General features: G+C 64.2%; 20 protein-coding genes and 1 pseudogene. 12 read left to right on the forward strand and 9 right to left on the reverse strand.

Annotated features, from left to right (window positions below; all coding sequences use genetic code 11):
* Together VHL31_RS05790 and VHL31_RS05795 are read right to left on the reverse strand one after the other, a co-directional pair.
* On the reverse strand, positions 1 to 714 hold a 714-nt coding region (locus tag VHL31_RS05790), incomplete at its 3' end, for an MFS transporter (RefSeq protein ID WP_349262370.1).
* A 78-nt stretch (positions 715 to 792) separates the two neighbouring features.
* Positions 793 to 1,908 (reverse strand): HlyD family secretion protein, encoded by a 1,116-nt coding sequence (locus VHL31_RS05795; RefSeq protein WP_329660260.1) that lies wholly within the window; start codon positions 1,906 to 1,908, stop codon positions 793 to 795.
* 239 nt (positions 1,909 to 2,147) lie between these two features.
* On the opposite strand from VHL31_RS05795, the gene VHL31_RS05800 reads away from it, so the two are divergent.
* The 12 genes and pseudogenes from VHL31_RS05800 (at position 2,148) to VHL31_RS05855 (ending at position 11,015) form a co-directional block, all read left to right on the forward strand.
* Positions 2,148 to 2,780: a TetR/AcrR family transcriptional regulator gene (locus VHL31_RS05800; protein ID WP_329660261.1), complete on the forward strand. Its 633-nt coding sequence runs from the start codon at positions 2,148 to 2,150 to the stop codon at positions 2,778 to 2,780.
* A 64-nt stretch (positions 2,781 to 2,844) separates the two neighbouring features.
* Entirely contained in the window at positions 2,845 to 3,636 is a 792-nt protein-coding gene (locus VHL31_RS05805; protein ID WP_329660262.1) for an ABC transporter substrate-binding protein, read from the forward strand.
* Between the two features lie 72 nt (positions 3,637 to 3,708).
* Entirely contained in the window at positions 3,709 to 4,419 is a 711-nt protein-coding gene (locus VHL31_RS05810; RefSeq protein ID WP_329660263.1) for an ABC transporter permease subunit, read from the forward strand.
* Positions 4,420 to 4,430: 11 nt separating this feature from the next.
* Positions 4,431 to 5,123, forward strand: a complete 693-nt coding sequence (locus VHL31_RS05815; protein WP_329660264.1) for an ABC transporter permease — start codon at positions 4,431 to 4,433, stop codon at positions 5,121 to 5,123.
* A gap of 4 nt (positions 5,124 to 5,127) precedes the next feature.
* Positions 5,128 to 5,628: a GNAT family N-acetyltransferase gene (locus VHL31_RS05820; RefSeq protein WP_329660265.1), complete on the forward strand. Its 501-nt coding sequence runs from the start codon at positions 5,128 to 5,130 to the stop codon at positions 5,626 to 5,628.
* Between the two features lie 145 nt (positions 5,629 to 5,773).
* Positions 5,774 to 6,742 (forward strand): cyclase family protein, encoded by a 969-nt coding sequence (locus VHL31_RS05825; RefSeq protein ID WP_329660266.1) that lies wholly within the window; start codon positions 5,774 to 5,776, stop codon positions 6,740 to 6,742.
* Between the two features lie 387 nt (positions 6,743 to 7,129).
* On the forward strand, positions 7,130 to 8,188 hold the full coding sequence (locus tag VHL31_RS05830; RefSeq protein WP_329660267.1) for a sugar-transfer associated ATP-grasp domain-containing protein: 1,059 nt from the start codon (positions 7,130 to 7,132) through the stop codon (positions 8,186 to 8,188).
* A gap of 94 nt (positions 8,189 to 8,282) precedes the next feature.
* Positions 8,283 to 8,855 carry a helix-turn-helix domain-containing protein gene (locus tag VHL31_RS05835; protein ID WP_414653646.1) on the forward strand — a complete coding sequence of 191 codons (573 nt, stop codon included), beginning with the start codon at positions 8,283 to 8,285 and terminating at the stop codon, positions 8,853 to 8,855.
* Entirely contained in the window at positions 8,852 to 9,376 is a 525-nt protein-coding gene (locus VHL31_RS05840) for a GNAT family N-acetyltransferase (protein ID WP_329660269.1), read from the forward strand. The genes VHL31_RS05835 and VHL31_RS05840 overlap by 4 nt, the downstream gene beginning before the upstream one ends.
* Positions 9,377 to 9,440: 64 nt before the next feature.
* A complete protein-coding gene (locus VHL31_RS05845) occupies positions 9,441 to 9,833 on the forward strand; it encodes a metalloregulator ArsR/SmtB family transcription factor (RefSeq protein ID WP_329660270.1) in 393 nt (130 codons plus the stop codon).
* Positions 9,794 to 10,225 carry an SRPBCC domain-containing protein gene (locus tag VHL31_RS05850; protein WP_329660271.1) on the forward strand — a complete coding sequence of 144 codons (432 nt, stop codon included), beginning with the start codon at positions 9,794 to 9,796 and terminating at the stop codon, positions 10,223 to 10,225. Before VHL31_RS05845 ends, VHL31_RS05850 begins: the two co-directional genes overlap by 40 nt.
* Before the next feature lie 32 nt (positions 10,226 to 10,257).
* Positions 10,258 to 11,015 (forward strand): annotated as a pseudogene (locus VHL31_RS05855) (DUF899 domain-containing protein).
* Here VHL31_RS05855 and VHL31_RS05860 read toward each other — a convergent pair.
* The 7 genes from VHL31_RS05860 to VHL31_RS05890 all read right to left on the reverse strand — a co-directional run bounded on the left by VHL31_RS05860 (position 10,997) and on the right by VHL31_RS05890 (position 21,119).
* Complete coding sequence (locus VHL31_RS05860; RefSeq protein ID WP_329660272.1) at positions 10,997 to 11,770, reverse strand: class I SAM-dependent methyltransferase; 774 nt, start codon at positions 11,768 to 11,770, stop codon at positions 10,997 to 10,999. The pseudogene VHL31_RS05855 and the gene VHL31_RS05860 overlap by 19 nt on opposite strands.
* Entirely contained in the window at positions 11,767 to 12,750 is a 984-nt protein-coding gene (locus VHL31_RS05865; RefSeq protein ID WP_329660273.1) for a helix-turn-helix domain-containing GNAT family N-acetyltransferase, read from the reverse strand. Before VHL31_RS05865 ends, VHL31_RS05860 begins: the two co-directional genes overlap by 4 nt.
* Positions 12,751 to 12,813: 63 nt before the next feature.
* Entirely contained in the window at positions 12,814 to 13,104 is a 291-nt protein-coding gene (locus VHL31_RS05870) for a Dabb family protein (protein WP_329660274.1), read from the reverse strand.
* Positions 13,105 to 13,741: 637 nt separating this feature from the next.
* Entirely contained in the window at positions 13,742 to 14,917 is a 1,176-nt protein-coding gene (locus tag VHL31_RS05875; protein ID WP_329660275.1) for an iron-containing alcohol dehydrogenase, read from the reverse strand.
* A gap of 109 nt (positions 14,918 to 15,026) precedes the next feature.
* Positions 15,027 to 15,302, reverse strand: coding sequence for a hypothetical protein (locus tag VHL31_RS05880; RefSeq protein ID WP_329660276.1), 276 nt, complete (start codon positions 15,300 to 15,302; stop codon positions 15,027 to 15,029).
* A 211-nt stretch (positions 15,303 to 15,513) separates the two neighbouring features.
* On the reverse strand, positions 15,514 to 19,545 hold the full coding sequence (gene treZ / locus VHL31_RS05885) for a malto-oligosyltrehalose trehalohydrolase (RefSeq protein ID WP_329660277.1): 4,032 nt from the start codon (positions 19,543 to 19,545) through the stop codon (positions 15,514 to 15,516).
* A complete protein-coding gene (locus VHL31_RS05890; protein ID WP_329660278.1) occupies positions 19,542 to 21,119 on the reverse strand; it encodes a putative maltokinase in 1,578 nt (525 codons plus the stop codon). Before VHL31_RS05890 ends, treZ begins: the two co-directional genes overlap by 4 nt.
* Between the last annotated feature and the right edge of the window lie 374 nt (positions 21,120 to 21,493).

The raw sequence follows: 21,493 nt of genomic DNA on the forward strand, positions 1-21,493 counted from the left end.
ATGGGGAATCTGGACAGCGGACAATCCATCAAGGCCAGCGGCCGTTCCAGCCGCAGCACAGGCCGGACACAAACCCGCACCCGACCGGGCAATCCAGAAAAACCGTACGATGACCTTGACCCGCAGAGGGCGTCCACACAAGCCCTTCAGCAGCGACAGGTCAGGCTTGTCGATGTCGACGGTGCGCCAGACCAGGATCGTGACGATGATGCCCGGCGGCACGTTCGCCAGGAACAGCCAGTGCCAGGAGAAGCTCTCGGTGAGCCAGCCGCCCAACGTCGGGCCGATGGTGGGCGCCATGGTGGCGACCAGACCGATCATGACGGACACGGTGGCGCGCCTGGCGGGCGGGAACAGGATGAAGCTCGTCGCAAACACGGTCGGGATCATTGCCCCGCCGAGAAAGCCCTGCAGCACCCGCCACGTGACCATCTCACCGATCGAGCCGGCGGTAGCGCATAGGAACGAAGCGATCGTGAAGGTGCCACAGGACACTGCAAACAGGATGCGGGTGGAGACGACGCGGGACAGCATGCCCGACAGCGGGATCATCACGACCTCCGCGATCAGATAGCTGGTCTGTACCCAGGCGATCTCATCGGAACTGGCAGCTAGTCCGGCCTGGATCTCGCGAAGGGATGAACTGACGATCTGGATGTCCAGGATCGCCATGAACATCCCGAACACCATGGCGAAAAAGCCCAAGACCGCCATCCGGTCCGGACCTGCCGCAGCAGTGCTGTCCGCCGCCGCTGGCGGCGGGGCGCTGGTCGTAGCGGCGCCCATGAGGTCTTATAGCCTGCCCACCAGCATGCCGGACCGCTCCTTGGACGGTGCCGCGCCGAACACCCCCTCCGTGGCAAGGCCGCCATTGCCTTCGTCGCGCGTATCGACGCTGACCTCCACCGACAGGCCAGGACGCAAGAGGCCGGCCAAGGGGTTGTCGGGTGCCAACTCGATGCGAACCGGCACGCGCTGGACGATCTTCGTGAAGTTGCCGGTCGCGTTCTCGGCCGGCAGCAGGCTGAACTCGGCACCGCTGGCCGGCGCAACGCTGGCGATGATCCCCTCGATCTCCCGGTCCGGCCACGCATCCACCGCAAGCTTTACGACCTGGCCGATCCGCATGCCGCCGATCTGGGTCTCCTTGAAGTTTGCGAGGATGTGGACATCCGGCAACGGCACCACGACCATGGTCTGGCTGCCCGCGCGAAGATACTGCCCGACCTGGACGGACTTGCCGCCGACGACTCCATCCACGGGAGCGCGGACCGTGGTGGCATCGAGGTCGGCCTGGGCGCTATGCAGCTTGGCTTCCGCCTGGTGCAGGGCAGCTTGTGCCTCGTTCTGCTCGGCATGAAGGACGTCCAGTTGGCCCTTGGCCGCAGTCAGGTCGGCCTCGGCCTGCCGCAGTGCCGCTTGCGCCTTCGCCGTCTCCGCGTTCGCCTGCTCCAGGCTCTCGCGGCTGGCCCATCTGGCTGTGGCCAGCTTGTTCGAGCGCGCGAACTCGGAACGAGCGAGTTCAGCCTGAGCGCTTGCCGATTCGACACCGGCAGCCGCCCGTTCGATCATGGTCTGCTGGAGCACGATCTGTGAGCCGATGGTAGCAATCCGCGCCTTTTGTGCCTCGACCGCCGCGCTGGCAGCAGCCAGCGCGGCGTCGACGTCAGTAGGGTCGATCTCGAACAGCACGTCGCCGGCGTGAACGCGCTGATCGTCGGTCACATGAACGGCCTGGACCAACCCCGCAACCTTTGGCGCGATCGGCGCAATGTCGGCCTCCACGTAGGCATTATCGGTCGACTGGATGAATCGCCACTGGTGCCAGTACTCCCAGCCCGCATAGCTGCCGCCAAGAATTGCAGCGGCAGCCAATCCGCCGGCCACGGCCTTCTTCACGATCGTCATCGACAGATCCCCGACGCTGCCGCCCCAGAAGAGGCTGGCCGGCGCTATCGTTCACGGAATGGCAGATGGAGCAGATAAACCGCTAGATCAAGAGGAACTGAACCGTTCAGTTTTGGCAGAGCTGCATGGCGAAATTGCTCCGCCAGTGAGCATCATACCTCTTGAAGCGGCTCCTCTCACAGCCGTATGTAGTATGAACTGAACAGTTCAGTTCAGGAATGGCCGTTGGAGTTTGTAGCTTGATCACCGGCGGGATGGAGATGCGTGCCGATGTGGGTGGCAAGGCAGAGGCGGTGCTTGCCGCGGCACGGCAACTGTTCATGGAGCGCGGCTACGGCGCTACGAACATGGACGACATTGCGCGAGGTGCCAAGGTCGGCAAGGCGACGGTGTACGAGTACTTCCAGAGCAAGGAGGATCTTTTTGCAGCCGTCGTCATCCGTGAATGTACCGCACACGCACGCATGCTTCAGGCGCTCGACGATCTCTCCGGAGACCTGCGGACCCGGCTGATCCGCTTTGCGCAGGCCTTCTTGGACTTCATCATTCGCCCCGAGATCATCAACGTCTACCGGACGATCATCGCCGAATCGGTACGGGCTCCACATTTGGGCACCAGCTTCTACGAGTCTGGCCCGATTCGCGTTCGCAGCGCGCTGGCGCATGTACTGGCCGAGGCCAGTGCACGCGGTGAAATCGAGGCCGCCGATCCGGAACGAGCGGCGGTCGACCTGATCAGCCTAGTCCGCGCCGACCTGCATCTGCGCGCCCTCTTCGCGGTGCCGACCCTGCCGGCTCCTACCGAGAAACGGCAGTTGGCGCAGCAGGCCGTGGACCGCTTCCTGAAGGCCTACGCACCCGCCGTCGCTTGACGCTTCGTGACCGCTCGTCGACGATCCCTCCATGAGCGGCGGACGCCGCACGGGAGAAAACGCCATGGCCACGAGAAGATTTACCTTGGGCGCGATCGCGCTGACGGCCGCATTGGTCGCGGGCAATGTCGCGGACGCCAAGGAATGGAAGACGATACGTTTCGGTACCGAAGGCGCCTACGCTCCGTTCAACTATGTGACGCCGGAAGGCGAACTGGCCGGGTTCGACGTCGATATTGCCAACGCGCTCTGCGTGGAGCTCAACGTGGAGTGCGAGCTGGTCCAGCAGGACTGGGACGGCATGATCCCGGCGCTGATGGCCAACAAGTACGATGCCATCATCGCCTCCATGTCGATCACGGATGAGCGCAAGCAGCGCATCGACTTCACGGACAAGTACTACAATACGCCGACTCGCCTCGTCGCGAAAAAGGGCTCCGGCATTGATGGAACGCCCGAGAGCCTCTCGGGGAAGAAGATCGGGGTGCAGCGCGAGACCGTGCAGGATCGTTATGCCACGGAAGTCTTCGAGCCCGCTGGTGCCGAGATCGTCCGGTATGGCACAGGTGACGAAGCCAATCTCGACCTAGTCGCCGGCCGTGTCGACGTCCGATTGGAAGACTCGGTCGTCCTCTCCGAGAACTTCCTGAAGAAGGACGAGGGTACCGACTTCGAGTTTATCGGTCCTCCCTTCAGCGACCCGAAATGGTTCGGCTACGGTGCAGGCATCGGCGTACGCAAGGGCGAGACCGATCTTGTCGAGCTGCTGAACAAGGGCATCACGGCGCTGCGCGCCAACGGCAAGTACGACGAGATCCAGAAGAAGTACTTCGACTTCGACGTCTACGGGAGCTGACCTTCTCCATACCTGCTGCGGTGGCCGCCCGGTCCCGCAGCAGGCGGATGCTGACGGCGTCGGAGGACGGTCATGTTCGACCTGCACGGCTATGGCTGGACGATCCTGGATGGCGCCCGGCTGACGCTCGCGGCGGCGGTCGTGTCCGCCGTGCTGGCGGTGGCCATGGGGATCGGCGCGGCCCTCCTGCGCCTGTCGCCGAACCGCTTCGCCAACGCCCTGGCGCTTGGCTACACCACGGTGATTCGTGGCATTCCAGATCTCGTGCTGATGCTGCTGATCTTCTTCGGCGGCCAGATCGGCGTGAACAGCCTGGTCGCGCGGATCGACGTCTGGATCGAGGCACGAGGCGGCGAGCCGATTGGCTATCTAGACATCAACCCGTTCATCGCCGGCGTCATCACCCTCGGCTTCATCTATGGCGCCTATATGGCGGAAACGTTCCGCGGCGCCATCCTCGCTGTCCCTGCCGGGCAGCTCGAAAGCGCCCGGGCCTTCGGGATGACCGGTGGTCAGGTCTTTCGCCGGATCCTGTTTCCACAGGCGGCCCGTCATGCCTTGCCGGGCGTGACCAACAACTGGCTGGTGCTCCTGAAATCGACGGCCCTCCTTTCAGTGCTGGGGCTCGACGACATGGTGCGCAAGGCGCAGTACGCCGTGGGCGCTACCAAGCTGCCGTTCACCTTCTACCTGTTCGTGGCGGCGCTGTTCCTGCTGTTCACCAGCTTGTCGCTCCTGGTCCTGCGCACGCTCGAGGCGCGCGCCCAACGCCCCTACCGCTAGAGGACGCGCCGATGGACTTCAGCGTCGTCTTCGAGAGCTGGCATCTTTATGCATGGGGCCTTTGGACGACCCTCTGGATGGTGGCGGTGTCTCTGGCCGTAGGCCTGTTGCTCGCGGTCCCGGTCGGGATCATGCGTGCCAGCAGCAACCCGCTGATCAATGCGCCGGCCTGGTTCTACACCTACTGCTTCACCGGCACGCCACTGCTGGTCCAGCTGTTCTTGATCTATTACGGCCTCGGCCAGTTCGAGGTGGTCCGTGACAGCCCGTTCTGGTTCCTCCTGCGGGAGGCATGGTTTTGCGCGCTGTTGACCTTCGTGCTCAATACGGCCGCCTATACGGCGGAGATCCTGCGCGGCGCGATCCAGAACACGCCCAAAGGTGAGATCGAGGCGGCTCGGGCCTGTGGCATGTCCAGGCCGCTGATGCTCCGCCGCATCATCCTGCCGAGCGCATTCCGCCGCGCGCTGCCCGCTTACGGCAACGAGATCATATTCATGCTGCACGGCAGTTCGATCGCCAGCATCGTCACCATTATCGACATCACCGGTGCTGCCCGCCTGGTCCAGTCCCGCTTCTATGCACCGTTCGAGGCCTTCATCACGGCCGGCATCCTCTACCTGATCCTCACCTGGACGATCACGCTGGCCATGCGCCGCCTGGAGCGCTCATGGTTCGCTCATCTGCGGCCGCGCGAAGGCTGATCCGGTGGATCGGGACGGCCATCAGCTCGTGGTGAGGATACGCGGCTATCGGGCCGAGGACGCATCGCCGCTCTCGGGCTTGTATGTACAATCGGTCGAGCAACTGGGCTGCCGCGACTATTCTGCCGAACAGGTCGCGGCGTGGGTGTCGCTCGCTCCTTCGCCCGAACGACTGCACGACCTGATCCGTGACGGCCGCGTACGGCTGGTTGCTGCCGACGGATCGGACCGGCCAGTTGCGTTCGCCGACCTCAAGAGCGATGGCCATATCCACTTCTTCTACTGTCTGCCGGAAGCGGCAGGGCAAGGTGTTGCCAGCGCGCTCTATGACAAGGTGGAACGGTTCGCAAGGGACCGAGCGCTGAACAGCCTCTATGCAGAAGCGAGCGAGGCGGCATGCCGCTTTTTCCTGAAGAAAGGGTTTACCGTCCTGTCCAAGCGCCAGTTCGACGTCGCTGGCGTGCCGATCCACAACTATGCAGTGGAGAAGACGCTGGGCCGCTGAGCGCAACGGAGCCGGGAAGGACACAGCTGCCTGAAGGTTCGATCCTGGACCAACTGGATACGGTTAGGCAACTGCAGCTTCGGCCGCGCAGCCTGCGCGGCAGCTTCATTCCTTTCATTATGTGAGAACTTGGGGGAGATCCGCCATGTGCGTCGTCTGCTATGTAAATGAAGCCGAGAAACAGAAGATCGTCGCCTACAACGCCGAGTTCCACAAGGTCACCAAGAGCCCATATGGCCCTGATGACGAGATCGGGATGCTGAATGTCATCGACGGAGCCTCGCGTGCTGCCATCCTGGGCCGTGCGGATGCGACCCGGATCTTCGACCTGTCGGTGGACCACTTCATCGGCATGCCCGGCTGGTTCGGTGCTGGCGACCAGCCCTACCAGATCTGGATGACCCACACCCCCGCCGGTGAGATCGCTGGCAACAGCATGGGAGTAAGCCTGGAGGCGAATCAGCTCGTCGCTTACTCAGGCGACGCCATCTCCATGTATACCCACTGCGGCACGCATATCGATACGTTCAACCACTTCGGCTACAACGGGAAGATCTTCAACGGCTTCAGTGCCGAGGAGCATCTCGGCAGCCGGGCCTGGACCAAGTGCGGCCCGGAAAAGTACCCGCCGATCCTGGCGCGCGGCATCCTGCTGGACGTCGCCGCCATGCATGGCGTGGAGACGCTGCCGCCCAGCTACGGCATCGGGGCGAAGGACCTTCAGGACTGCCTCAAGCACCAGAAGCTGGAGCTTAAGCTTGGCGACGTCGTGCTGATCAACACGGGGCAGTTGAAGAAATGGCCGGACCACAGCTTTACGAAGGACACGCCCGGCCTGAACCGCGAGGGCGCCGAGTTCCTGTGCAAGAACGGCGCGATCATGATCGGTGCCGACAACCTGACCCTGGAACAGACGCCCGGCGCCCATCCGCTGAACTTCTTCCCCGTGCACACCTACCTTCTGGCTGAAGCCGGCGTGCCGATCCTGGAAATGGCGTTCCTCGACGAACTCATCGCCGAGAAGGTCCACGAGTTCGCGTTCTTCGGCGCATGCATCAAGCTGCGCGGCGCGACCGGCACGCCGATGCGTCCCGTGGCGATGCCCCTGCTGTAGCCCGACCATGGGTCTGGCATCGACCTCAGCACAACGTTGAAGGAGCCGGGAATGTAAGAACCGGGGTCGTCGCCGGTTCGTTTTGCCACCGAGGATCTGGTCGGTGGATTCTCCGCCTGCGAGCACGGCTCGTCGTCTTTGTCGCGCCGCGCTCGCAGTCGATGGTTGATCGGGCTGAATGAAAAGTGTCGCAGCGCAGGTGCTTGCGCCGAGAGGGTGGCCACGGCCGCCCGACATGCTGTTCTGCGGTGGCCCGTTCTGGCGCCACCCTGCCGATTTGCCCCACATTCAGAGGCTGCTGCAGTAGCCGGCCAGCCGAGCCGGGCCGGGCGCACCGTGCTCGGTCGCGCCGTGCGGCATCATCAACAAGATCAGGGAGAACAAGTAATGTCGCTGCTGACGCGAGCGGCCGATGGCTATGGTCATCTCCGGCAGGTGTTCGCTGATCCAAGGGGCAAGGCGACTGGGCAGATTGTCCGTGAAGTGACCGACGTTGCGCAGCGCACAGGCTCCTCGCCCGAATGGTACTTCATCAACTTCGCCTACCGCCGCGAAGCCGGCGACTACACCCAGTACCTTCATCGGAAGCAAGGCTACGCCCTTTGGCAGAAACTCATGACAAGCGAGAGCGCCACCGTTCTTCATGACAAGCTCAAGCTCCACGAGCTTCTCCGGGGCCTGGGATTCCCGCTAACTACGCTATTGGCCGACAATGACGGCGCCACATTCCGGGTGGACGGAACGGAGCGTCATGTCGGCGACCATGCGGCCTTCGTGGCACTTGTGCGTGAACTGCTTGGCCGATCCGCCACCGGAAGCATCTTCGCAAAGCCGGTGGACGGCAGCCGTGGACATGGCTGCCATCGGATCGACAGTGCCGATGCCAATCTCGAAGAGGTATATGCGCAGGCGCAGGCCACCCATTACCTGTTCGAGGAAACGCTCATCCAACATCCGTCACTTGCTGCCATGAATCCCCCTAGCGTCAACACTATCCGCGTCCTCACATGCGGCGAACCAGGTGAGCCGGCGACCGCATTTGCAGCTATTCTGCGTTTGGGTGTGGGCGGCAGTGCCGTGGACAACGCCAGCCACGGCGGCATCTTCGTCGGCCTGGAAATGGAGACGGGCCGGCTGTTCCCGGAGGCACGGGAGTTCTTCAAGCATGGCGGGAATGTCTATACGACGCATCCCGATAATGGCTTTCGCTTTGAAGGCGCTCAGGTCCCGCATTTCGATGAGGTGCTCAAGGTTGCCGAGCGTGCCACCGCGCACGTTCCGCACGACCTGATTGGCTGGGATATTGCCGTGACCGAGGCCGGACCGGTCATCATTGAAGGGAATGCGTCGCCGCATTTGCCGATGATGGAAATCGGCCTGGGGCAAGGGCTGCTGGCGTACCCACCTTTTCGCAAGCTCTGCCAGCGGATGATGAGCGCGGGATAAGCAGCAGCATCTCAGATCCTCCTTAAGCTTGTGCAGCCGGCAAGAACGCCGCACCTTTGCGGCTTGCGTCTACTATATCAGACGATATTCTCTCATCATGGATACAGAAGCCGACCTTTCCTGGATGATCGGCAAGCGTGTCGCGCAGCGGCGTGCTGTGCTCAGGCTGTCGCTGGAGGATCTGGCTGCGCGTGCCGGCGTCAGCCGCGCCATGATCTCGCGGATCGAGCGGGGCGAGGTGCATGCGAGCGCCGTCTTGCTGGACAAGCTCTGCGGGCGCCTCGGCATCACCCTTTCGGAGCTGTTCGCCCGCGAGATGCCATCACCCCTGTTGCGGCGGGCCGACCAGCCGGTCTGGCAGGACCCATCCAGCGGCTACCTGCGGCGAGAGGTGGCTCCATCCGGAACCGGATCGCCAGCTCGGATCGTCGAGGTCGAGTTCCCCTCGGGTGCGGAGGTATCGTTCGAACCGAGCTTGCCAAGGCTGGTCGACCAGCATGTCTGGATGCTGGAAGGTAGGATGGAGATCGCCACAGCGGGAGCCGTCCACATCTTGTCAGCCGGCGACTGCCTGCACATGCGCATCGCCGATGGCAATACCTTCCGCAACATCAGCGACCAGCCAGCCCGCTACGCTGTCATCCTCGCTATGGAGCCGGTGCCATGACTTCTCATGTCATACGCTTGCTCAGCCCGATGGAGGCGCAGGACAGGCGTGCAGACCTGGTCGAACTGCTGGTCGACGCGGTCGAGAGCGGCGCTTCGGTAAACTTCGTCTGGCCCATGACCCGCGCCAAGGCCGAGGCCTGGTGGGAGGGAGCGCTGGCGAGCCATGCCCGAGGCGAGCGCCTGATTTTCAGCGCCGAGGTAGCGGGCAAGCTGGATGGGACCGTGCAACTGATCTTGGCACCTCAGGAGAACCAGTTTTTCCGAGCCGACCTCGCCAAGATGCTCGTGCACCGGCGGGCAAGATGCCAGGGGCTTGGCACCAGGCTGATGCAGGCCGCCGAAGCGGAGGCCCGGCGGATTGGGCGTACGCTGCTCACGCTGGATACAAAGGCCAGGAGCGCTGGCGAGCGGCTCTATGCGCGGCTCGGCTGGACCAAGGTCGGCGAGATACCGGACTTCTCGGCCAGTGCCGATAACCTTTCCCGACGGCCGGCCAGCTTCTTCTACAAGATGCTTTGACCCGAGCAGGAAGCGCTTGACGTGGTACAGGCGACCGTAAATACTTAACCATATGGTTAATAGAATGGCCCCGACGCTCGACCGTACCTTTGCCGCGTTGGCGGATCCAACCAGGCGTGCCCTCCTGGCACGCCTGCGGGAAGAGGATGGGCTGTCGGTATCGGAGCTGGCGCGCCCGTTCAGCGTATCGCTCCCGGCGATCATGAAGCATTTGGATGTCCTGTCCGATGCCGGGCTGGTCACCCGAAGCAAGACCGGCCGCACGGTCACGTGCCGATTGAATGCCGATCCCATGGAGGAAGCGATGGCGTGGCTCACCCGCTACGAGCGCTTCTGGACGGAGCGCCTCGACCGGCTCGCGGCGTTCCTGGAGCAGGATCCTCCGCCCGAGGGAACTGTCGCATCCGAGGAGGATGAATGTCGACCCGACCCAGCCTCACCATCCGACGCCGCCTGAAGGCAGCACCTGCGAAGGTCTGGTCCGCCTGGACGGAGCCCGAGCACCTCCGCCGGTGGTTTGGTCCGGATGGTGGACCTACGCTGATCGCGGACGTCGACGTGCGGGAAGGCGGCCGCTTCCACATGGCCTTCCATACGGAGGATGGAGAGCGCCATGACGTCAGCGGCGTCTACCGCGAAGTGATTCCCCACGAGAAGCTCGTCTTCAGCTGGGGGTGGCGGACGATGCCAGAGCGCGAGTCGCAGGTAACGCTCACGCTGACGCCGGATGCGGACGGCACGGTGCTGACACTCCTGCACGAACAGTTGTTCGACGAAGCCGTGCGCGACGCGCATCAGCAGGGTTGGAGCGGCGCGCTCGACAAGCTGGAGGCATATGTCGCTCAGTGAGCGCAGGTTTCCCGAGATCAGAGGAGGAACAGATGCAGATGCAACCGATCGTGTCCCGAGACGAATGGCTGAACGCCCGTACCGCACTCTTGCGCAGGGAGAAGGAACTAACGCGGGCGCAGGACGAACTTGGCCGCCAGCGCCGGGCACTGCCCTGGGTGCGGGTCGACAAGCCCTATGTCTTCGACGGACCCAACGGGAAGGTAGCGCTGGCCGACCTGTTCGACGGCCGGAGTCAGCTGATCGTGCAGCACTTCATGTTCGGCCGGGCTGGAAGGAAGGCTGTGTCGGATGCTCCTTCCTGGCCAATCACGTGGACGCCGCCCGCCAGCACCTGGAACATCATGACGTGACTTTCGTAGCGGTCTCCCGCGCGTCGCTCGCCGAGATCGAGCCGTTCGGGAAGCGGATGGGCTGGCGGTTCCTATGGGTGTCGTCCTTCGGCAGCAACTTCAATTACGACTTCAACGTGTCTTTCACGGCGGAAGATGCCGAGAAGAACGAGGCCTACTACAATTATGAAATAGGTCCGTTCCAGATCGAAGAACTGCCCGGCATCAGTGTGTTCTACAAGGACGGGGACGGCGATATCTACCACACCTACTCATCTTACGGCCGTGGCGCGGAATCACTGATCGGTACCTACAGCTTTCTCGACCTGACGCCGCTCGGCCGAAACGAGAACGGGCCGCAGGGCAATCTGGCGGATTGGGTTCGCCATCACGACCGCTACGAGGATGCTCCGACTGACGCGGCCTGCGGATGCGCGGCTCAGTCCGCCGCCGCCTGATCTTCCACCCGGCCGACCCGCAGTGCGAGCGGCCAGCGGACGGTTCGACAGGCCTGGGGGTCGCCCCAGGCACCGGCGAGCTTCCTCGTGAAGTCGTCGATCGACCCTTGGCCGGCGGCTTTTTCCAACCGGCGAACCGCCGACCACGTGCCGACATAGCCAAGCAGGTCGCCAAGCGTCCACTGGACCTGGATGTCCAGCATCGGCGCCTCGATCACGGCGAACGGGAAGGGCAGGGAGCGGTAGCCTTCCTCGACATGCCGTCGCTCACTTGGCCAGTAGGGCCCGAGTGCGTCCCAGTAGAAATGCTGCAGGAGCGGCTCGACCTGCGGCTCGTCCACGTGGAGTACGCCGTAGCTGATCAGCGCGAGGATTGAACCTGGGTACGTCACCCGGCGCACCTCCGCATAGAAGGCTGGCAGGTCGAACCAATGGGCGGCCTGTGCCACCGTCACCAGATCGACCGTGCCGGCCTGCATGCCGCTGCGCTCGGCGGGTACTAACCTGTACGCTACGCGCGGGTGGGCATCGGCATGAGCGATCTGCTCGGCGCTGGCATCGGTTGCGACGACCCGATCGAACCGTTCCGCCAGCAGTACCGACAGCTGTCCGGTGCCACAGCCGCAATCGAGGGCCAGGTGCCGGTCGGGTGCGACATCCGCGAGGAACTGGACCAGGGCCGCTGGATAGGTGGGACGGTGGGCAGCATAGCCGGCCGAGTTGGTGGAGAAGTGGTCCTTGAACGGTCGGGTCATGGCGCTGCTGGGCCTGAATTGGAGGATGGGGATGTCACTGCTGTCCCGCAGAGATCGAGGTCCCAGTTCTGCCCGACCAAGTCTTGGCCAAATGACCGATGCCGCGCCTCGTCGACCACCCGGAAGCCGGCGGCTTCGTAGATGCGGCGGGCAGAGAGCAGCACATCATTGGTCCAGAGCGTTAGGGTCCGGTAGTTCCTGGCGCGCGCGAATTGGATGCACTCATCGACGAGGCGCCGGCCCAACCCAGATCCCCGCATCGACGGCTCGACGTAGAGCAGGCGGAGCCGGGCCCGGTCGTTGCTCTCCTTGACCAGAAATACCGAGCCCACCACGGAGCCGCCGCGATCGACAATCCAACTGCTCTCCCAGACAGGATCGAAGTCGCGCACGAATTTTGCCAGGATCTCCGCGGCTAGCGCTTCATAGGACTCGTTCCAGCCGAATTCCTGGGCGTAGAGCAGGGCCTGACGATGGATCACCCAGCCTATGTCGCCCGGTCGATGGCGGCGCAAGACCCATGGCTCCCCTCGTGCAGGCTGACCGGCGAGGATCTCCCTGACCGCGCTCATCGCATGGACCAGCTTGCTGCGTTGCTCGCCCGACAACCGCTGAAGCAACGCCGCGACGTCTGCCTCGGAGGTGAGGTCCAATGGTTCGAAGGCGGCACGGCCGGCAGGCGTCAGGATCAGCAGGCTCTGCCGCCTGTCGAGCGGCGAAGGCATGCGAAGCAGCAGGCCCAGTGCCGCGAACCTCTTCAGGATCCGGCTGAGATAGCCTGCATCAAGACCAAGTTCCCGGCCGAGTTCGGTGGCGGTCCAGTCGTCACGGTGCGCCAGCTCGTAGAGCACTCGTGCTTCGGTCAGCGAGAACGCGCTGTCGAGCAGCCTCTCTTCGAGCAGTCCAAGCTGCCGCGTGTAGAAGCGGTTGAAGTCGCGCACGACCCCGACTTGGCCGTCCAGGCCCGCAGGAACATCCATGGCATTCCTCTCAACGCGGAATGCTGCGGCAATAAGTTGACTCAGTCAACGATCCGGTGAGCTTTATAGCGGTGCGTAGTCGATCTCCATGAATGCGTCGACTTCAGGCACCCAGCGTTCGCGCACGAATGCTACATGGTCCGGATGCTCGTTATAGGCCCGGTAGGCCTCGGCATCCGCGAACTCCATCGAGAAGCCGAAATGATAATCATTCTTCGGGCTGACCTGCCGCAACTGCTCGAAAGTCTGCACGCCCGGTATGGCCGCCAGAACCCGGGCCGCCTGCATGAAGTCAAGCTCTGCATTCGAGCCTTCCGCATGTTTGAGGCGAAACACTACGGTGTGACGGATCATGTAAATCTCCAGTTCTAGCGCTGCCGCTCATGGGGGCCCTTAGCAAGTGCGTGCGGAAGAAGTCTCCAATGAGCCCGCTCAGCATTGCATGTTCCTCCACACGGGGCTGCCGTCATCGCGGCATAATGCTGCATCCTCACCCTCTTCCCCCAAAATGGCGGCAGCCCCCGCTGTGCATAAGGGAAATGCGCTGGGGCGGTCCGCATCCTTGAGCGTCCGGTAGATGGCACCGGGGGTCAAAGCCGCAGCCTGCGGTGCCTTGAGCGCAGGTTCGAAAGCGCCGGACCGGCCCAGATTGACGAGGCTGGGAACGGCACTGCCGTCAAGCTCTCGCGCGGAACTAGGGTCGTCATCTCTGGATCGACCGCCGCGGCGCGGATGCGTCCATTGAAACTGGAACGATCTGGCTGGTCATCTCCGCCATGATGAATCCCTCGGCCGGGTACTACAATGAGACCTCCAGCATCGAGCCGCGCTCAGGAGCGCGGGTGTTCAGCCGCTTCACCCCAACCGCGTCCGCCGCTGCTGCACGAGCGACGCAGCCGGACACAGCTAAGAGTGAGGCAAGCAAGCAGCAGCTCGCTTACTTAGGAAGGAGCCTCACGACCGAGTTCCGTCCAAGCAGCGGCCGCGTGTTTCACAGCTTTCCGGCCAGCGCGTTTTCGAACAACGTCACTGCGTCCGCAGCGGTCAGCGGCCGAGGATTGCTGCCGGCCGTCGGGTCCTGCTCGGCCATTTTGCCCATCTCCTCGAACCGTTCGGCGCCGACATCCAGGCCGGCCAGCGTGTTCGGAACGCCAAGTTCCTCGCGCAGGCGCAGCACCCATTGCAGGACGGCATCATAGCCGCTGCTGCCCGACAGCCCAAGCCAGGCCGAGAGACGCTCCATTCGATCGGTGATAACGTCGCGGTTGAAGGCCAGCACGTAGGGCATGAATACGGCATTGGTGAGGCCATGGTGGGTGTCGTAGATGGCGCCTACCGGATGGCTCAGCGAATGGATGGCGCCCAGGCCCTTCTGAAACGCGGTTGCGCCCATGGCCGAGGCTACCAGCATCTTGCCGCGCGCTTCCAGGTCACTCCCGTCTGCAACCGCCTTTGGCAGCGCTTCCTTCACCAGCCGCATGCCCTCCACTGCGATCCCTTCAGCCATCGGATGGAAGCCGGGCGCGCAATAGGCCTCGAGGCAATGAGCGAGGGCGTCGAAGCCGGTCCAGGCGGTCAGGTTCTTCGGCAGGCCTACCGTCATCTGCGCGTCCAGGATTGCCGTGGACGGCATCATCTTCGGATGGAAGATGATCTTCTTGGTATGCGTCCGCTCGTCGGTAATCACGCCTGCGCGGCCCACCTCGGAGCCCGTACCGGCCGTGGTCGGAATGGCGACGATCGGTGCAATCCCGTTCGGGTCGGCGCGGGTCCACCAGTCTTCGATGTCCTCGAAGTCCCACATGGGCCGGGTCTGACCTGCCATGAAGGCCACGACCTTGCCGGCATCAAGGCCGGACCCGCCACCGAACGCGACCACCCCATCATGCCTGCCCTCGCGCAGGACGGCGATCCCGTCCGAAACGTTCTTCGCGACGGGATTCGGCTTGACCTCGGAGAAGACGGCTGCCTCAAGCCCACCAGCCTTCAGCGCATCCAGAACTGCGGTCAGGATCGGCAGCTTCACGATCCCGGGATCGGTCACCACGAGCGGCCGCTTCATCCCGGCCGCCTTGCAGGATTCCGCCAGCTTGGCCACGGCTCCGGCACCGAACAGAACGCGGGTCGGGTAGTTCCAAGCGGTCGAGAGCGTCGCAAAGTCAGGCATAGAACAGTTCCAGGGGCGGGTGATGCCCCTGTCTAGCGCGTGCGCAGGCTGCCGATAAGCGACAAGCAGGTGAACAACACCACACTGCCTTGCCGACACCTCGATCGCATCAAGCTTGTGCTGCCCCTTCCCTGATGAACTGGATCATCTGCCAGATGCCGCTGCTCGTATCCAGCCGCAGGATATAGAGAGCACCGTCCCCGCCGCGCAGCTTGACGTAAAGGTGATCGGCGCCCGGCCAGCGATCGAGCACTTCCGCCACCTGGATACCCCGTTCACCCAGCCAGAGGCGTCGGGGCATAAGGTCGTCCTCCTGTCCGTCCACGACATCGACCGCCACCCGGAACGAACAGGCCCCCTCGTCCTCACCTCCCGCTCCAGTCATGCTTGTCGGAATCCTGGTCTGCCGGCAGCGAAGCCAGATCGCCCAGCGCACAACCAACAAGTCTTGCCGCTGATATTCCTAGCCATCGCCGCCTTCGTCCGTCGCCCAGGCCCGCTGCCGCCCTGGTCCCCCACCTATCGCCGGCCTTGAAAGCGGTGCTTGCCCCTAGCCGGCGTGCCCACGTCCTGGCATGGCCGCGAGACGAACAGGTTCATCGCTCTGAAGCGGTCAAGGTCAGATCCGCCGCATCCTGCCGGGCCGGCCCACTCCGCTCCTTGCGGAAGATGCCGGCAATCTCGATGAAGTGCGGGTCGGTCGCCAGCTCCTCCAGTGTCATCGACAGGCGTCTCCGCCAATTGGAATGCTCGTGCGAGGTTGCCGGCACGTTCACCGGATCTGCTTCGTCAGTCAGGTCGTCGATCTGCGCCATTGCCAGCATGGACGGGCTCCGGGCCAGGAAAGCATGGGCCAGCCGCGCGAGCTGCAAGACGTCCGGTTCTTCATCCGCCTGCAGCAACTCCTCCCGGCGCAGCACCTGCAGGAACTGTGCATGGTCGCGTTCCCGGGCGTCTTGCTGCCGTCCTGCCTCCTGCGCCTCGGGATAGAGGCCGAGACTGTCCTTCAGGGTGATGTCGCGCCTCTCCCACCAGCCGCGCAGGGTCGGCAGGTCGTGGCTGCCGACGACGGCGAGAGCCAGCGACGGGTAGGCTTCGGGCGGCAGGAAGGCGCCGTCTGCATCCTGCTCGAAGAACAGCACGCGGTAGGAGAGGATGTTGGCGGCCGCCATGCGCTCCCGGAAGCCCTCGGGCACGGTGCCGAGATCCTCCCCGACCACGAGGCAGTGCTGGCGATGGCTCTCCAGGGCCAGGATGCCGATCATGTCGTCCATGGGATAAGCGACATAGGCGCCGACCGATGGCTTCTCTCCCTGCGGAACCCAGTAGAGATGCTGCAGGGCCATGACGTGGTCGATCCGCAGGCCGCCGGCGTGACGCATGTTCGCACGTACCAGCTCGATGAAGGAGCGGTAGGCCTCTTCCCGGAGCGCTTTTGGATGGAAAGGAGGCAGCCCCCAATCCTGGCCGGCCGGATTGTAGATGTCGGGCGGCGCACCGACCTGTGCCTCTGACACGACGGCCGAGGCATTCACCCAGGTCTCGGCACCAGCCCGGTCGGCGCCTACCGCCAGATCCCGGTAGAGGCCGACTGCCATTCCATGCTTCGCCGTAGCCGCCGCTGCTGCCGCAAGCTGCTCGTCGGCAATCCATTGCAGCCAGGCAAGGAAGTCGATGCGCTCCCGGTTCTCCTCCGCGAACCGGGCCACGGCAGGGGAGGCAGGGTTCTTGTAGTCCTCCGGCCAGCGATGCCAGTCTGCCTGCGCCGGATCACGTGCTGCAAACCACTCCCGCAACGCCATGAACAGGCAGTTGCGCTCCAGCATCTGGCCGAGTTCCTGCCGGAATGCCTTGAATGCCTGCTGGCGCATGCGCTCGCCAGCTTTGCAATAGCACTGGTACAAGGCTTCCAGAATTGTCAGCTTGAGCTCGGTGACCTTGCTATAGTCGACCAGCCCCTGTCCTCGGCAGGCCTTCAGGTCACGCTGGAAGGCATCGGAAGCTATCAGCGCCTGCCCCTCGGGGCAGTCTCGCAGCTCCGGTACCGCCGTCACGTCGATATTGAGGATGTTGAGGAGCAGCCGGCTGGCCGGCGAGTACGGGCTCGCATGCTCGGGATTGTCGTGGAACATCGCATGCAGCGGGTTGAGGCCGATCACGTCGGCACGCTGGGCTGCCGCAAGATCCACGAGCTGGCGCAGGTCACCGAAGTCGCCGATGCCCCAGTCCTTGGCCGAGCGCAGCAGATAGAGTTGCGCTGCGATCCCCCACAGCCGTTGCCCTTCCACCAGGGCCGGTGGCAGCCAGCATTGACCGGGCGTCACCACCAACGTCGTCGTGGCGCCGCCCGGCTCGACCAGGAGCCGGTGGTAGCCCCAGGGCAGATCGTCATCGAGCATCAGCCGCCGGCGCTGCAGGTCCTGGCCATCGAGCGGGCAGGCAGCGACCAGTGGAAGCCCTTCGAATTCCCCTTCACCCGAACGCTCGTCGCCGTCCTCCAGCATCAGCCGCCAGGACACCTTGCCCGTCCCGGGCGGGAAGGTGATCTCGACCGAGTGTGTCCTGCCGTCGCATGGCAGGATGCCCACCGGCGGCAGCGGGCGTTGCCACTCGGCTCGCTCCAGTTCCGCCAGCGTCGTCCTTGCTTCATCCTCCCCCGCGACCCGCAGACCCATGGCGGCCAGCAGGCTCCGCTTGGTCTCCGCCGTAGCTCGCACGACCTCGCCACGCGCATCACGGAACTCCGCCTCGATGCCCATGCGGGCCGCCAGCGCATCCAGCGCCGTCTGGCCAAGCTCCACGCCGGAACCCGGGCCACCAGATTCTTGCTCGATCGTCCAGCGCACGGTCCAGGCTGCGAACATACCGTCAGGTCCGGCTTCGCCCTCTTGCCAGATCACCATTCCAGGGTCGGTTGCAAAGCCCTGGACCGGCCGGGCGGACAGGTTCGCAGCCAGGACCAGCATATGGCCATCGTCCAGCGCCCAGTGGACAACGACTGCGCTGTCGCCGATCACCTCGTAACGTCCGCCAGCGCGAATGCCCGCCAGGCGCGGCACGATCTGGGCATGGCGGGTCGCGATGACCCTGCGGTACCAGTCCAGCCACTCGGTATGCGGTGACTGCGTGAGGGCGTGCCAGTCGAGCTTCGCCGAGCGGAAGGTCTCCTCGGCGGTGGGATCGGGAATGCGCGCACGCACCTCCGGATCCTGAAACTCCGGGAAACGCGCGAACTCCTCGCGCCGTCCCTTGCGCACCGCGTCCGCGAGTTCGGGCCCGAAATCACAGAAGAAGGGGAATGGCTGAGCCGCGGCCCATTCCTCTCCCATGAACATCATGGGAATCTGCGGAAGCAGCAGGTAGACGGCGGCCACTGCTCGTACGGCCTCGGCTGCGGCGAACGACGTCAGCCGATCGCCGAAGGCGCGGTTGCCGACCTGATCGTGGTTCTGGATGAACCCGACAAAGGCAGTAGGCGGCAGAGTCGCACTTGCCTCGCCGCGCGGATGGCCGCGATAGGGCATCAACTCGCCCTGGAATGCAAATCCCTCGGCCAGCGCCCGCCCGAGCTTGTCCGTGTCACCCAGATAGTCGCCGTAATAGCCCTTGTCCTCGCCGCTCGCTGCGACGTGCAGAACGTGATGGACATCGTCGTTCCACTGCGCGGAGTACCATCGCGGCCGGCCACGCTGGTCCCGTGCCAGCCGGCTTGCCTGGTTCTCCTCGTTCTCCAGGACCAGATGGATCGGCCGGTCCGGCGCTGCCGCCCGCGCCTGCTCCGCCAACTCCTCCAGCAGATGCTTCTGGCTGTCGTCCAGGATGGCGTGAACGGCATCCAACCTCAGCCCGTCCAGATGGTATTCCTCGATCCAGCTGAGCGCGTTGTGGATGAAGAAAGCGCGGACCGGTCCGCTGTCCGGACCGTCCATGTTGATGGCTGCACCCCACGGGGTCTCGTGGCGGTCGGTGAACGTCTCGCAAGCGATGGCGTGGAGGTAGTTACCCTCTGGGCCGAAATGGTTGTACACCACATCGAGCATGACCATGAGCTTGCGCGCATGGGCTGCGTCCACAAGCGCCTTGAGGTCCTCCGGGCGGCCGTACGCCAAAGCCGGCGCGAAGGGCAATACGCCGTCATAGCCCCAGTTCCGCGTCCCTGGAAAATCCGCGATCGGCATGATCTCGATCGCGGTGACGCCCAGATCCACCAGATGGTCGAGCCTGGCGATGGCGGCTCGGAAGGTGCCTTCCTCGGTGAAGGTGCCGACATGCAGCTCGTAGACGACCGCTTCTTCCCAGGGCCGGCCTTTCCACTCTCCGTCCCCCCAGAGGTAGGCGGTCGGATCGATCACCTCGCTCGGCCCATGCACGTCCACCGGCTGGTGGCGGGAGGCCGGGTCCGGCACATGGAGGCCGTCCGGCAGCACGAAGCGATAGCGGGTACCGGGGCTTGCCCGATCGGTGACGAGCTCGTGCCAACCTTCGCCGATCGCCTGCATCGGTACAGGCGTTTCTCCATCAAGCTCCAGGCCGATCCTCTCGTGCGATGGCCCCCAAAGGCGGAACCGCACCCGCCCGTCCGGCTGGACTTCGGCACCGAAAGGCATCCGATGCATGCGTGTGGTCATTGCGCAGCCTCCGCATCCAGCAATGCCAGCGCGCCGCGCAGCGGGATGGCGACCCAATCCGGCCGGTTGGCCAATTCATAGGCTACCTCATAGAGGGCCTTTTCCAACAAGAAGAACTGCACGATCCGCTCGGCCTCGGCCCTATCCGCCGGGCAGCCGGCCGCGCGTTGTGCCGCGTCGAAATAGGCATCGAGATAGGCGCGCGAGGCTGTCGTTTCCCAGGCCGAAAGCCGGTGCAGCGTCGCCTCCCGCTCAACCGGCGGCAGGTCTTCGGGCAGTCCCCTCCCGGCGGCAGCGGCGGCGTAGGCGATAGATCGCAGCATGCCCGCCACGTCGCGCAGCGCCGCATGCTTGGCTCGACGCTCCGCCAGGGGACGCAGCGGCTCGCCTTCGAAGTCGACGATCACCGCGTCGCCACCGGTCACCAGGACCTGGCCCAGATGATAGTCGCCGTGATGCCGCGTTTTCGCGAAGGTGGGTGCAGCACCCAAGACTGCCGAGAGCCGCTCCATCAGCCTGTTCTGTCGGGCTAGAAGATCCTTCGCCATGGCCTGAACGTCCGGGTCAAGCTGCTCTCCGGCCGCTGCAAGTCCATCCAGTGCTCGACGGGCCATCGCCTCTGCCGCCGTCGCCCAGCCCTGGAGGTCTTCCGCCTGGACTGGTTCCGGCCGGAAGGCCGGATCGTCGGTGGCCGTGCTGAAGGCAATGTGCATCTCGGCTGTCCGCCGGCCGAGGCTGCTCAGCCAAGCAGTGGCTTCCTCAATAGCTGCCTCGCCGTTCTTCCCTCGTGCTGTGCCATCGGACAGCCGGCCCAGGATCCAGGACCAGCCATCGCCTTCGTTTGGCACGAAGGCCTGCAGCACCGACAGGGTGGTGGCACCATCAGCTGTCGCACCGTCCAGCTCGGTCCATCCGAGAAGCGAGGGCGTAGCTTCGAACCGAGCGACGCTGCTCAGGAAGCGGCCTACTTCCAGCTCGGGATGGATGCCCTCTTCCAGTTTGCGAATAACCTTCAGGATTGCTCCTTCGCCGATGCGGATGGAGGTATTCGACTGCTCCGTCCTGCTCCGGCGGATCGGCCAGTCACTACCCGGCACGAGACCGACCTGATCGAGCTGGTCAGTGCGACCTGCGCGAAGAGGTGCGGCGGGTTGTGGATCGGCATCGGCCCTCAGCACGTATTCGATCCAGCTGCGGACGAACGAATCCACCGAGAAGGCCTCGACCAGTCTTTGCTCGTCTCTGCCACCGGCAGATGACGCGGCGATTACTTGTGCGTCCTCTGCTTCTTCGCTCGGCACGAGTGCCAGCGGGACGAAGAGCTGCAACGGTGCTTGGCCCGGCGGAGTCACGCGCCAGACAGCCAAGGCAGCGGGAGTCCCTGGAACCGAGAGCGGCACCAGTGCGGAAAGAACCAGCGTGGGCCGCCCTGCATCCTTGGCCGGATACCAGCGCTTCTGCAGGAGGAAATCCGGCAGATTGGCCTCCGCCGCAGCCTGCAGCTCTGTCGGCCATGCTGCATTCGGTCGAGTGGCGGCTTCTTCGTCAGGAGGCCAGCGAAACTGAGATGGCACGGCGGGCCTCTGCGATCTGTTGGAGCCCCGAAAACTGTCGCTTCGAGGCGACGTTCCGAAGAGGGCAGAGAAACTTCTGGCTTGCTGCCGTCGACGCGCCGGGCGTCCCGTGGCTCCCCACCAGAACACGCCAGGCAGAACTGGTATTCTTCCGTGCTCCGTCTCTCGTGCAAGCGTTGGCTCTGCCTGTCTCGGTTCATAGTGATCAGTACCGTGGTCGCCCCGCTTGAGGCTGTCCTGGTGTGGGGATGGTTTTGGGCGTCTTGCGGGTGGTTGGGGTCATTTCCATGTAGGTGGGGGCTGGCGGGGGCTGGCGGGGGCTGGTTTGCTGTTGGTGGTGGCCGGGTTCTTGTTGGTCATGGTCTGGTCACGGT

It is taken from the genome of Geminicoccus sp. (genome assembly GCF_036263595.1).
Classification (GTDB): domain Bacteria; phylum Pseudomonadota; class Alphaproteobacteria; order Geminicoccales; family Geminicoccaceae; genus Geminicoccus.

Coding starts and splice junctions, on each gene's coding strand:
- VHL31_RS05795 (WP_329660260.1), bottom strand. CDS start 1,908: ATGACGATCGTGAAGAAGGCCGTGGCCGGCGGATTGGCTGCCGCTGCA.
- VHL31_RS05805 (WP_329660262.1), top strand. CDS start 2,845: ATGGCCACGAGAAGATTTACCTTGGGCGCGATCGCGCTGACGGCCGCA.
- VHL31_RS05810 (WP_329660263.1), top strand. CDS start 3,709: ATGTTCGACCTGCACGGCTATGGCTGGACGATCCTGGATGGCGCCCGG.
- VHL31_RS05815 (WP_329660264.1), top strand. CDS start 4,431: ATGGACTTCAGCGTCGTCTTCGAGAGCTGGCATCTTTATGCATGGGGC.
- VHL31_RS05825 (WP_329660266.1), top strand. CDS start 5,774: ATGTGCGTCGTCTGCTATGTAAATGAAGCCGAGAAACAGAAGATCGTC.
- VHL31_RS05830 (WP_329660267.1), top strand. CDS start 7,130: ATGTCGCTGCTGACGCGAGCGGCCGATGGCTATGGTCATCTCCGGCAG.
- VHL31_RS05840 (WP_329660269.1), top strand. CDS start 8,852: ATGACTTCTCATGTCATACGCTTGCTCAGCCCGATGGAGGCGCAGGAC.
- VHL31_RS05845 (WP_329660270.1), top strand. CDS start 9,441: ATGGCCCCGACGCTCGACCGTACCTTTGCCGCGTTGGCGGATCCAACC.
- VHL31_RS05850 (WP_329660271.1), top strand. CDS start 9,794: ATGTCGACCCGACCCAGCCTCACCATCCGACGCCGCCTGAAGGCAGCA.
- VHL31_RS05860 (WP_329660272.1), bottom strand. CDS start 11,770: ATGACCCGACCGTTCAAGGACCACTTCTCCACCAACTCGGCCGGCTAT.
- VHL31_RS05865 (WP_329660273.1), bottom strand. CDS start 12,750: ATGGATGTTCCTGCGGGCCTGGACGGCCAAGTCGGGGTCGTGCGCGAC.
- VHL31_RS05870 (WP_329660274.1), bottom strand. CDS start 13,104: ATGATCCGTCACACCGTAGTGTTTCGCCTCAAACATGCGGAAGGCTCG.
- VHL31_RS05875 (WP_329660275.1), bottom strand. CDS start 14,917: ATGCCTGACTTTGCGACGCTCTCGACCGCTTGGAACTACCCGACCCGC.
- VHL31_RS05880 (WP_329660276.1), bottom strand. CDS start 15,302: ATGACTGGAGCGGGAGGTGAGGACGAGGGGGCCTGTTCGTTCCGGGTG.
- treZ (WP_329660277.1), bottom strand. CDS start 19,545: ATGACCACACGCATGCATCGGATGCCTTTCGGTGCCGAAGTCCAGCCG.